13 protein-coding genes are annotated in these 12,153 nt (G+C 40.2%); 4 read left to right on the top strand and 9 right to left on the bottom strand.

The genetic code is table 11. The annotated features are described in order from the left end of the window. Positions 1–180: 180 nt before the first annotated feature. The 4 genes from M2444_RS03195 to M2444_RS03180 form a co-directional block, all read right to left on the bottom strand. Positions 181–987 (bottom strand): helix-turn-helix domain-containing protein, encoded by an 807-nt coding sequence (locus tag M2444_RS03195; protein WP_280786250.1) that lies wholly within the window; start codon positions 985–987, stop codon positions 181–183. Between the two features lie 292 nt (positions 988–1,279). Then, positions 1,280–2,065, bottom strand: coding sequence for an ABC transporter permease subunit (locus M2444_RS03190; protein ID WP_094878414.1), 786 nt, complete (start codon positions 2,063–2,065; stop codon positions 1,280–1,282). Continuing rightward, positions 2,058–2,960: an ABC transporter ATP-binding protein gene (locus tag M2444_RS03185; protein ID WP_094878415.1), complete on the bottom strand. Its 903-nt coding sequence runs from the start codon at positions 2,958–2,960 to the stop codon at positions 2,058–2,060. Before M2444_RS03185 ends, M2444_RS03190 begins: the two co-directional genes overlap by 8 nt. Beyond that, positions 2,941–3,891, bottom strand: coding sequence for an ABC transporter ATP-binding protein (locus M2444_RS03180; protein ID WP_280786249.1), 951 nt, complete (start codon positions 3,889–3,891; stop codon positions 2,941–2,943). The genes M2444_RS03185 and M2444_RS03180 overlap by 20 nt, the downstream gene beginning before the upstream one ends. 175 nt (positions 3,892–4,066) lie before the next feature. Between M2444_RS03180 and M2444_RS03175 the strand changes: the two genes are divergently transcribed. Together M2444_RS03175 and M2444_RS03170 are read left to right on the top strand one after the other, a co-directional pair. After that, positions 4,067–4,678 carry a TetR/AcrR family transcriptional regulator gene (locus M2444_RS03175; protein WP_094878417.1) on the top strand — a complete coding sequence of 204 codons (612 nt, stop codon included), beginning with the start codon at positions 4,067–4,069 and terminating at the stop codon, positions 4,676–4,678. Between the two features lie 135 nt (positions 4,679–4,813). After that, positions 4,814–5,755, top strand: a complete 942-nt coding sequence (locus M2444_RS03170; RefSeq protein ID WP_280786248.1) for an NADP-dependent oxidoreductase — start codon at positions 4,814–4,816, stop codon at positions 5,753–5,755. Between the two features lie 80 nt (positions 5,756–5,835). Here M2444_RS03170 and M2444_RS03165 read toward each other — a convergent pair whose 3' ends face one another. Then, entirely contained in the window at positions 5,836–6,423 is a 588-nt protein-coding gene (locus tag M2444_RS03165; protein WP_094878419.1) for a TetR/AcrR family transcriptional regulator, read from the bottom strand. 194 nt (positions 6,424–6,617) lie between these two features. Here M2444_RS03165 and M2444_RS03160 point away from each other — a divergent pair, with 194 nt between their 5' ends. Further along, on the top strand, positions 6,618–7,274 hold the full coding sequence (locus tag M2444_RS03160; RefSeq protein ID WP_280786247.1) for a TetR/AcrR family transcriptional regulator: 657 nt from the start codon (positions 6,618–6,620) through the stop codon (positions 7,272–7,274). 27 nt (positions 7,275–7,301) lie between these two features. Continuing rightward, positions 7,302–8,492 (top strand): YhgE/Pip domain-containing protein, encoded by a 1,191-nt coding sequence (locus M2444_RS03155; protein WP_094878420.1) that lies wholly within the window; start codon positions 7,302–7,304, stop codon positions 8,490–8,492. 51 nt (positions 8,493–8,543) lie between these two features. On the opposite strand, the gene M2444_RS03150 is transcribed toward M2444_RS03155, so the two are convergent. The 4 genes from M2444_RS03150 to treP all read right to left on the bottom strand — a co-directional run bounded on the left by M2444_RS03150 (position 8,544) and on the right by treP (position 12,152). Further along, complete coding sequence (locus M2444_RS03150; RefSeq protein WP_042188410.1) at positions 8,544–8,732, bottom strand: hypothetical protein; 189 nt, start codon at positions 8,730–8,732, stop codon at positions 8,544–8,546. A gap of 98 nt (positions 8,733–8,830) precedes the next feature. Then, positions 8,831–9,100, bottom strand: coding sequence for a hypothetical protein (locus M2444_RS03145; RefSeq protein ID WP_094868972.1), 270 nt, complete (start codon positions 9,098–9,100; stop codon positions 8,831–8,833). Positions 9,101–9,231: 131 nt separating this feature from the next. Then, positions 9,232–9,951 carry a trehalose operon repressor gene (gene treR / locus M2444_RS03140; RefSeq protein ID WP_094868973.1) on the bottom strand — a complete coding sequence of 240 codons (720 nt, stop codon included), beginning with the start codon at positions 9,949–9,951 and terminating at the stop codon, positions 9,232–9,234. A 230-nt stretch (positions 9,952–10,181) separates the two neighbouring features. Continuing rightward, a complete protein-coding gene (gene treP / locus M2444_RS03135; RefSeq protein ID WP_280786246.1) occupies positions 10,182–12,152 on the bottom strand; it encodes a PTS system trehalose-specific EIIBC component in 1,971 nt (656 codons plus the stop codon). Position 12,153: the final 1 nt, after the last annotated feature.

Here is a 12,153-nt window from a genome sequence, read left to right as displayed (position 1 = left end):
ATTTACTGATAATGATTCTCAGTTACAAGGGTGAGTTTATCAAAAATTTAAATGAATTCAAATATACAAATCTCAAATTCTACATGCATCATTATTTAATCTAAATAAAAAAGTCTGCACTTCTGGTTCATCACCAGTAGCTGCAGACTTCATTCAAGTATAAGTAACTCGATATGTATATTATCTATAGGCAGAGGGAGAAACGCCGAATTTCTTTTTAAATAAACGGCTGAAATACAGCGGATTGTCATAACCGACGCGCTCTGCGATCTCGTGGATAGGAAAATTTCCTGCTTTAAGAAAGTCACAGGCTCGTTCCATACGATAATTAACGACATAGTCGATTGGACGCAGCCCCGTATATTTGTGAAAGAAGTAAGAGAAGCGGTTTATACTCATTGCATGCCGTTCCGCTAACTCACCGAGTGTAAGTGAATTCATATAATGGAGTTTAATATATGCAAGGGCTTCGTCAACCATCCTTTGATTCGGTGAACTGTCGTTCTCTCTGTCACTGCAAGCAATCAGAACCTGATGCATTAGGCTTAAGAACAGCTCTTTGATACGCAGCTTTCCAATTTCTCCGGACGGATGGGTATTCTGATGAAGCATGATTAGTAATTCAATAATTTTTAGATTGGCTCCTGGCTCCAGCTTGAAATGAGAGTCGAATTCGGTAGTACTATTCATTTCTTCTGGCATATCCAATTTATAAAAAAGTGAGTAATACTCAAGCTCTGATTGTCCTATAACCTGCGAATCCATCTGCATGCCTGGAGCCGCATGAAAAACTGAACCTGGCCGTAATTCATATACCGTTCCATTCACTCGTATCCTGGCTCCCCCGCGAATGATAAACAAAAATCCATGCTTAACGGTGGTAAATTCACTTAATAAACTTTTGGGCTGGATAACTAACCTGCTTCTGTCTTCTATATCATAGACACCTTTAGTAAATGACTTTGCTAATTTGTCCAAATTTATCAATGTTCTGCACCTGCCTTCTAACTTCAAATCGTATAGTCAAGTAGAAACGGCACATAATACCGTACAAAATTAAGGATAGTAAACAATTCCTAGCAAGTCAATTTAACCATGTTGTTAAAAACACAGTGTTTTCCGTCATAATGATGATCACCATGGGCAGTAGGTAAGGGCGCTTGGATTCGAACTATGCTATTAGAATGAAATAAGAAAGGTAAGGTCCTTGGATTTCCCAAGAGCCTTACCTTTCATAGTTGCTTAAATATTAAATTCAATTTCTTCCTTAATAGCCCAATTATAACGGTAAGTCTTTTCCCTTAAAAATTCGTATCCCTAATACATAAAGAACAATGCCTATTACACCAAGTGAAATAAATTGTATGGAGTAGCTTCCACCATTTAAGATGGCATTCGTGTCGAATAACGCATTCATAGAGATATATTTTAACTTTTCCAAACTGCTGTCAACATCCCCCATTAATTTAAGGAGAAAAAATGCCATTGGAATCCCTGCGCCCCATGCTAATGAGTTTTTGGAAAGATTGAACACACAGGAGAAAAAGAAGGATATGCCACTTGTTGCAAACATTAGAAGAAATAAACCTAAGTTAAGGGTTAGATAATCGGTTTTGTTCAAATCCATATCCCCTTGAAATACAGATATGGCAGTAAGACCAGCCAGGCTAATGATGGCGATCATAATGATGAGTGACAGAATTAAATAGATGGCTTGCGTACGAACTACCGTACTTCTCTTCGTCGGAGTAGAAAGTAAATAGGCCATTGACCCTCTATCTACCTGAGATGCCACGAGACTGTTAGCCGTCATAATGATGAACACAATGGGCAATAGTACACCTTGAATGCCATAAAAGGTTTTGGCGAGCATTCCAAGGAACGTCGCATCCCCCATAAGACTGGCAAGTGGGGTGTCTTTAACCATATTTGACATGTCGCTAAGGGTGCTTGGATCGAACACTGCGATTAGAACGACATGAAAAACGGTCATGATTACTGTAAAGATGAGCCATAATTTAAAATTGGCTTTGAGTGTTTGTTTGAAAATAGGTTTGCTAAGCATTAGATGTTTCCCCCTCATATAATCCTTTGAAGTAGTCCTCAAGTGTGTACTTTATCTCTGCTATAAACTTGATGGGATACCCTTTTAAAGTCCTAAATAATTGGTTGATCTCTCGGTCATTCATTTTTAGAAAGACTTGGTTCTGACTGTCTCGCTTCTCTGCAAATTCATATGGTTCACACAAAAAGCGCTGATAATCCTCATGGGACAGGAACTCAATTTTATAGACTTTATCTTCACTGTGTTTTACTTCAGCTGTTGCTTTTACAGCAATCAATTTTCCGTCTTTAATTAAAGCGACCTTGTCACAGGTATGCTCAACTTCCTCAAACATGTGACTAGACATGAAAATCGTCTTGCCCTTTTTCTTCTCTTCATTCAAAATGTTAACGAACTCAGCCCGCATAAGTGGGTCTAATCCTGTAGTAGGCTCATCCAGAATTAATATCTCGGGATCGGCCATCAATGCTGCTACAATCGCTGTTTTCTGTTTCATCCCTTTCGACATTCGCTTCAAGTTGGCTGTGGGATCAAGCTGTAGCTTTTTAATGATACTCTCCGCATAGGACATATCCTTTAATCCCAACAATTCCGCTTGTCTTCTTAGAAACTCTGTTCCTGTAGGCGCATCTGGAAAGGCAATCTCTCCTGGAATATAACCAATAAGCTTTTTAATTTCGGCAGAATTTGTCCAGCAATTCATACCATTAATGGTCACAGCGCCGCTTTTTGGTTTCAGAAAACCCATCATATGGCGAATGGTCGTCGATTTACCGGCTCCATTTGTGCCTACAAATCCAAAAACCTCACCTTTCTCAATAGAAAAATCTAGGTTAAACAGACCTTTTCCATCTCCAAAGTCTTTAGTTAAATGTTTAATTTCGATGTATGGCATTAGGTTGGGCACCTCCTGTTGCGTTTGAACTCCGATCATAAAACTTCATGAAATAGTCCTCTAAGGTAAACTTTTTCTCCGAGAAAAACTTAAGATCATAGTCGGAAATAAAGGAAATAAAACGATTGATTTGATTGTCGTTGATACTTACTATAGCTTGATGTTTGTGTGGCGACAAAGATAATACTTCAATCTCCTGCTGAGCATTTACATCAACGTTAAAACCGTTAAAAGCTTCTTCAGATTTGAATTCGAGCTTAAAGGTTTTGATCTCGTTGTGTCGCAAGTCATTGGCTACAAATGAAGAGATTAAGCGGCCATCCTTGATAATGGATATCTTGTCACAGGTTGCATCGATCTCGGAAAAAATATGACTCGATAATAAAATGGTTTTACCTTTTTCCTTCTCTTCCTTAATGAAATCAATAAACAGAGCTTGCATCATCGGATCTAAGCCGCTGGTGGGCTCATCAAGCACTAGTACTGCGGGATCGTGCATGAATGCCGTAACAATGGCGAGCTTCCGCTTCATGCCTAGTGACATCCGTTTCAAGCTGCCCGAAGGATCTAATTCAAATTTCTTAATCAGCGCTTGCGTGTGTGTCATATCCGTGATGCCTCGCAACTCTGCCATCATTTTGATGAATTGTGTCCCGGTCAGAGCCTCCGGCAACGCGATTTCTCCAGGTAAATACCCCAACTCCCGTTGGATATCGCTTGCTCGCTCCCAGCTATTAAGCCCATTTACTAAGGTGTGTCCTTGCTGTGGACGGGAAAAACCCATGATATGACGGATAGTTGTTGTTTTTCCAGCTCCATTAGGTCCTAAGAAACCATATACTTCTCCCTTATTAATGCTAAAGGAGATATCGAAAATCCCTCGATTATGACCATAATCTTTGGTCAAATGCTCAATCTCGATAACAGGCATTATATTATCCACCCTTTCTGCTCAACACTCAAAAGAACAACGTGTTGTTTATCTTTATATTTTCAATTATAATCACAATGAAGACATTCAACAATAATCAGAACAGTCGAAAGTGCTGGATATCCAACACTAATTGGGATTGTGTACATTATAAAGATCAAGGAGATGACTTTTGATGCGAGAAACGGATAAGGATTTGCGAATTATTAGAACAAAGGAACTCATTCGGGAAGCATTAATTGAATTAATTGAGGAAAAAGGGTTCGAAGGCATTACCGTTAAAGACATTACAACTAAAGCCAGAATTAATCGAGGCACTTTTTATTCACATTATCAGGATAAATATGACTTAATGAACAGATGCCAAGATGAAATTTTGGCCGAAATGAAAAATATTGTTAGACAGAACCTTGTTGAAGTTATTATGGAACGTGATACAAACATTCCCCAAGCCGCTCCCTTAAATATTCTTGTTGGTTTTTTTAGACATCTTGAGCTGAATAGAAAGTTTATGAAAGCACTATTTAAGGCTGATTTAAATTTTCAAACGAAGATGAAAGCATTCATGTGGAAAACGCTGTTTGTAAACAATGAATTTCCTCTTATTAAGCAAGAAAATTTACTTGTCCCTAGTGAGTACCTAATTGCTTATTTAGCTTCAGCACATATCGGCGTACTTGAGCAATGGTTGAATGGTGATGGAAAAGAATCTCCTGAGGAAATGGCCAGAATACTGTCTACGATCACGATCCAAGGTCCATTCACTGCAGCAGGTTTGAAAAACTAAGCCCAATTATTAATTCACTCAACACCTAACCTGTCATTGTTGATTGATTAGAAAGAACCTATATTTTAAGATATAGTCAGATCAACGATCAACACGTTGTTCATTAAATAATCTAATGAAGAGGTGTTTAATATTATGAAAGCAGTAAGATATCATCAATACGGTGCAGTAGAAGTACTTCGATATGAGGAAGCTCCTACTCCAGATGTAAGTGCAGACGAAGTATTAATTAAAGTTGCGGCAACTGCCTTCAATCCTGCAGATGCGATGCTTAGAATGGGTGTTATGAAGGATATTCTGCCACTAGAATTACCTTTTATTCCAAACGTGGATGTATCAGGGGTTATCGAAAAAATAGGTGAATCCGTGAATGGATTCCAATTTGGAGATAAAGTATTTGCTTTTCTCGACATGACCAAAAATGGTGCGGCCGCGGAATATGTAGTCTGCAAAGCTGATGATGTAGCTTTAGCACCTGAAAATATTGATTTACAAGATGCCGCAGCTCTTCCCGGTGGTGCGATGACAGCTTGGCAAGGTTTATTCGACCACGGTAATCTTCAATCCGGCCAACGGGTATTGATCACAGCAGCAGCTGGTGGTGTAGGCTCCATCGCCGTTCAACTTGCAAAATGGAAAGGTGCTTACGTCATTGGAACGGCTTCAGAAGAAAGTATCTCCGCTCTTCAAGACCTGGGGATTGACGAAATCATCAATTATAAGAATGAATTAATAGAAGAAAAACTAACTGAGAAGGTGGATTTAATTTTCAACCTCTCCCCTCTTAGCTCAGAAGAAGTGACAAAATTACTGCTTTTGCTCAAAGATGGAGGCACCCTCGTCTCAGCTTACAATCCGGCAGACGAAGATGTAGCTAAAAACTTGGGGGTTCATGTGGTGAGAATGGGCGTGCAGCGTAATGCTAAGCAATTGTCCCAAATCGCAGATATCGTGGATCAAGGACATGTAAAGCCTTTTATTACGGAAAGATTAGCACTAAAAGAGCTTGCTGCTGTTCACGAGAAAGTAGGACAAACGCGTGGAAAAATCTTGCTTCTAGTAAATGATTTGGTGTGAGAATAACTACAAACCGGTATAGTTAGTATCTCAAAAAAAGAAGCGTTGCTGCTCTCAGCTTCGCTTCTTTTTAGTTCGCCTTACAAATTCATCCCGAAAAATTTGATCTTCACATAAATGATTGCCATTTCTTCAGGGGATTGTTTCATGTCACTATTTAACCAGTCCTCAATAATGCCAAGATAAGCTGAAGTTGCAAATGCCGAAAAATATTGTTTAGGGATCGACTCATCCTGAAAGCTATCGATTAATCCTGCAAAAATACCGTTTTTCAAAAACGACTTCAATTTTTGTGAGAAAGCAGGATCTCCTTTTGCACCTAATAGTCCGCTTAAAATCCTTCCCTTTTGTTTTAAATATTGAAAAACTTGAACCAACGGATCATACGGAGTGTTAGCCTTATGGCATTCCAACATCTCTTGATAATTCAATATGTGCATATACTCTTCTAAACCTTCCAGTAATTCAATCTCCATTTGTTCGAGCAAGTCATATTTATCCAGATAATGGAGATAAAATGTGCCACGGTTTATTCCTGCCGTAAGTGTCAAATCTTTAACTGTCACATTACTAAATCCTTTTTCCTCGATTAATTGCATTAATGATTCTTTGATTAATTGCCGCGTTCTTTCAGCCATTTGTTCATGGATTCTCTCTGTCATATTCATCTAACCCTTTCGAAGACCTTTCATTTAGAATAACATCTTATTACATAAAAAGTATTGGCTATAATATTAAGGTGAGTAATTACTCACTTTTTATTGACAGATAACCACGATGCCGTTAAAATAACAACGAGTAAGTAAGTACTCACTTTTTATCATTAACTTATCATCAAATCCTGAAAGTGGTGAATTGATTATTGAATATTAACAACCTGTTTAACGAGATTTTAATTTCGCAATCCACAAAGTTAACGGCAAAACAACAACGGATTGTAGAGGCAGCCATTCGATTATTTGCTGAAAAGGGTTATTCCAATACTTCTACTGCAGAAATTGCTAAGTTAGCCGAGGTGTCAGAGGCAAGCATCTTTAAACAATATGGAACAAAGGATAATCTGTTATTATCTCTTACTGTCCCCTATATTAAAGAATTCTTCCCTTCCCTCGCGAATGAGGCAGTTGATCAGATAATAGGGAATGCTGATTCGACCTTTGAAGGATTCTTAAGGGCTTTTCTTAAAAATCGGATTGAATTTATCACGGAGAACAAAGAAATTTTCCAGGTTCTCATCAAGGAGATTATTTATAAAGAGGAATTGAAAAATGAATTCCTTCCTTATTTTGAAGAAATAGTAAAGCCCCGAATTGCTAATTTTATTGAAATATTCATAGATCGAGGTGAACTGAAGGACATCCCGATTGACAGACTTCTAAAATTAATTTACTCATTCATTGGCGGATTCATTGCTACTCAGTTTGTATTGTTAAATAAGGATTCAATCAGTGACGAGGAAATTGAGGATGCGATCCATTTTGTAATGGATGGAATTCGGAAATCATCTTCGGATCATTAAGATATTATAAAAAGGAGTGGGTTAACCATGAAATTCTTTAAAAACAAGCTCGTACTGATTTCGCCAATTATGGCATTCTTGGTCATCTTTATTTTTTCACTTGCGCTTTTCCCTTCCGTTCAAATCAAACCAAAGAACATGCCAATCGCTATCGTAAATGCAGATCAAGGAATTGACATCCCCAATCAAGGGAAAGTTAATATGGGGCAAACGATTGTTGAGATGATTCAGAAAAACTCGTCTCCAACCTCCGACGAGGAGCCAGCAATCAAATGGTTGGAAGTAAATAATATCGAGGAAGTACAAAACGGTTTAAACAAACAGAATTATTACGCGGCACTTGTCATTCCGGAAGACTTTAGTGCGAAGCAAGCCTCTTTGAGCAGTCCAACACCTAATTCACCTGAAGTTCAGATTTTTATTAATCAAGGTATGAATACTGCGGCTTCCACAATGGCTGGGCAAATCCTGAACGGTGTTGTTGATAACATGAACAACAATGTTCGTACTCAGATTGTAGAAGGGTTGAAAAAGAAAGGTGCAACATTGACGGTGGAGCAAGCTTCCGTTTTAGTAAGTCCTATAACCAAGACGGTCACTAATGTGAATGAAATCGGCACGAAGAGTGCTAATGGAAATTCCCCTATTTCCTTATTTCAACCGCTTTGGATGGCAAGTATGGCGAGCGCTGCGGTTCTCTTTCTTGCTGTTAGCAAGATGAAGACAACGACTCGAAAAGACGCATTTGCTGCGAAGTTAACACAGATTGTTATGGGGGCTGTTATTGCGTTAGTCGTTGGCTTTGGATTAACTTGGCTCGCAGAAAGTATGATAGGTCTTCATATCCCTCAATTTATGGATACAGCACTATTCTTAACCATTACATTCTTTAGCTTTTTCCTTATGATATCTGCCGTAATTTCGTTCGTAGGCATCAAAGGAATCGCTATCTTCGCCTTAATCCTTTTCTTTGGTGCACCATTACTTGCATTAGCCCCAGAAATGATGTCTCCATTCTATCGGGACTGGGTGCACTCTTGGTTGCCAATGCGTTTTATGGTGGATGGTCTTCGAGAGCTGTTCTTCTTTGGTAAAGGATTAAGTTGGAACGATGCCGTATCCACACTCACTTGGATTGGCCTAGGGAGTACGATCGTTATTCTTGCTTCTGTTTTGAAACCTGGAGCAGTAAAAGCTCCACAAAAGCTTGAAGGGTAGTTATAATCATTTTCTAAGCCGATCCAGAAAAGGATCGGCTTTTTTTAAAAGTCAGTCTTGTCTGTTTTCAACAGATTTCATGCGGTTTTGATCGTCAGGTACTCGATCATTACTGAATTCCTGGCCAGCTTCAACTTCACCATGACCGGAAGCACTTCGAGCGAAATTTGTGAACTGCCTTTTTTGCTCGTCTAGCTTATGTTTACTCTTAAGAAGCTCCTGCGGATCCTGATTTGTCATAATACTATCCTCCCAAAATGGAATCATGCTATTTATTTGCACAACAGAAGTTTTCCATAAAAGAATGGTGCTTATGCAAGAAATTCAAATTCCTATTTTCAACGAAAAATTTCTATTACTTTATTCAAAACAAGGTATTCTAAAACAACTAACCCAACGCAAATAATAACAAAAAACTGAAGTCTTGCAGTATTCATTCTATCCTTCCAATACTCTCCTCGGAATAATGAAACGATGTTAGGTGTAAAAGTATGTCTAATCGTTTCGTTATAATCATCATTATCCACAAAGAACACGCGAAACAATACTTTATATATTGGAATATTTATTAATAGTAGAAAAATAATCATCACAAGATCAAGACTCAATTTACACGCCTCCCCATATTTAGTTATCCTAATTTTACCACATAAATAACTGTAGACTTGGGAGGAGGATGAATTTTATATCGCGTAAAAAAGGGGTATCCCACACTGGGATACCCCTTTTTAAGCTTAGCTTATCGTTTCACCCTTCGTGCAAAATCCACGAACTGAAATTTATCCAGCCTATGCCTGGACTCGGTATATTGGAAAAGCACTGTGTTCTCCAAATAAACATAGTTTCGTACTACTACGATATGCGTGTAATTCTTCAAATCGAGCAGTCTATAATCCTCCTCTGTAGAAGGCTCAACGGATATCAGCTTCTTCGCATAACTGATTTTAAGTCCCAACTCCTGCTCCAGATATTCATAGAGTGAGCCTTCAGCGATTTCTTCGCTTAGGAATGGAACAATATCCGCTCGGAAATAATCCTTATCCAAAATGATCCGATCGCCTTCAATCTCTCTGGCACGAATAACTTTCCAAACCAGGGTTTCAGGCGGAATCTGCAGATGTCTGGCGAGCGCGGAGCCTGCCGGTTCACATATCGTCCGCTCTACCAGTGTCCGTGAGGCAGTACCCAGTGTATCGGCCATCTCTTTAAATGAAATCAGACCGGTAACGGGGAAATCCATTCTCGTCATATCAAGCACAAAGGAGCCTCTGCCCTTAATTTTGTGAATGTATCCTTCACGGAACAGCAGGTTCAGCGCTTTGCGAACAGTCTCTCGTGAAGTGCTATATGCTTCAGCAAGTTCACTTTCAGAAGGCAGCTTGGTTCCCGGCAGCAGTTGTCCAGAAAGAATTTGGTTGCTGTACTCATTATAAATTTGCAAATATTTATTTTCTCTCAATTTTGATCACCGCCCTTTATTGTATCACGTCATGCCTTTGGAAGCATCGATTCAATTAGAATACGGCAACAAGGAGAAACGATTTTGTTATCCTTTAAAGACGATAACCATTTCTCGTGGAAATATAAGAAAAATTTATAGCGTGAAACATACAAATTCTTATATTACAGAAAGACAGCCCCTAGGGGCTGTCTTTCTGTAATATAAAGTCTTTGCCAATAGAGTCTATATCAACCCTTGAGATGAATAGTCAAGATGATAGATTGTCTAGCTGCAGCTGGTCCCGTCTTCTCCTCAATCTTCTCCACCATATCCTGACCTGCAGGAATGATGATTGGAGTAATCAAAGGGTAACCTGCTGCGCGGATGGCCTCCATATCAAATTCCAGCAGAAGCTCGCCCGCCTGCACCTTGTCGCCAATATTCTTATGGGTGGTAAAACCATTTCCTTTAAGCGACACCGTATTAATTCCAACGTGAATAAGTACTTGTACACCACTTGCATGCTCCAATATAAGCGCATGTTTGCTCTTGATTACATGAGCTACTGTAGCATCAAAAGGTGCATATACTTTACCCTCAGAAGGTTCGATTGCAATTCCCTCGCCCATCTGTTTCTCAGCAAAGGCAGGATCAGGCACCTGATCTAGAGATACTGCAGTTCCACTGAGTGGAGAGATAAGCTCCAGAATATTCACGGATTCCTGTGTCTCTTGTACTGTAGGGCGGTTATTCAAATCGTTTGTTTCGCTCACAGTACTAGCAGACTTTGTAGCTGGGTTCTTTTCAGAACGCCCCACTACAGAACGACCGTAGAGTACAGTGGCGACAAATGGCACAATGAGAACAATAAGCATGCCAATGAAGAACACGCCCCACTGGTTAGGGAATATCGAAAGGAAGCCGGGAATCCCGCCTACGCCAATGGAAGAAGCGCGAACCTGATTAACGGTAAGAATCATACCGGCAATCCCTGAGCCGATCATCCCGAAGATGAAAGGATAACGGTAGCGGATATTCACTCCGAAGATCGCCGGCTCCGTCACGCCGAGGAATGCAGAGACGGAAGATGTAGCCGCCAAGCCTTTTGCCTTCTGTTCTTTGACTACGAACATCATTGCCAGTGCCGCGGCACCTTGTGCAATATTTGATAGCGCTAACATCGGCCAGAGGAAAGTGCCGCCCTCGCTGCCGATGAGCTGCACATCAACCGCCAAGAAGGTATGATGCATACCAGTGATGACCAGAAGCGAATAGAATCCGCCGTAAATCAAGCCACCAAGAAGCGCAAAATGATCAAATACAAAGATCAGGCCGGAGGTGATGGCATTGGCAATGCCAAACGTAACCGGTCCGATAATGGTGAAGGCCAGAAAACCTGTAATCAACAGAGTTACTGGCGCAACAACCAGCAGTTTAATGGAATCATGCACCCGGCGGTTGAGGAATTTCTCCAGCCTTGCCAGAATATAGGCCGAAACCAGCACTGGTAATACCTGTCCCTGATAACCGATCTTCTCCAAATGCCAGCCAAACAAATTCCAAGTTGGAACAGTTCCCTCAGTGGAAGCACTTGCATAGTTATAGGCACTTAATAGATCTGGGTGCACGAGAATGAGACCCAAAACGATCCCGAGCAGAGGACTGCCGCCGAAACGTGTAACAGCTGCCCAACCGATAAGTGCTGGTAAAAAGGTAAAGGCTGTGCTGGCAATCGTATTAATAATCGCAGCAATGTCTTTCCATGCGGGATAGACATCCACCAGCGACTGATTATCAAAGAAGATACCAGGTCCGGTCAAAATATTATTGATCCCAAGCAGCAAACCTGCGGTTACGATAGCCGGAAGAATAGGAATAAATATATCAGCCAGCGTCTTGATCGCACGCTGCAGAGGATTCTGTTTTCGGGCAGCAGCGGATTTCACTTCATCTTTGGAAGAACGAGAACCGCCAGTGATTTGAATCATTTCATCGTATACTTTATCTACTGTTCCCGGTCCGATAACAATCTGAAACTGCCCCTGGCTAGAAAATTGTCCTTTTACTAATTCGTTGCGATCCAAGGCTTCCGAATCCACCTTGCTTTCATCATACAGCGAGAATCTCAGCCGGGTTACACAATGTGTCGCAACCTCTATATTCTCCTTGCCCCCAACTGCGCGTACAATATCCTCAACATTTTTGCGGTCTATAGCCATA

Origin of the sequence: Paenibacillus sp. PastF-3 (assembly GCF_029893135.1) — a bacterium.
Taxonomy (GTDB): Bacteria; Bacillota; Bacilli; order Paenibacillales; family Paenibacillaceae; genus Paenibacillus_AQ; species Paenibacillus_AQ nitricinens.
Note: the sequence above shows the minus strand (reverse complement) of the source record. Positions and strands in the feature narration are given on the sequence as shown.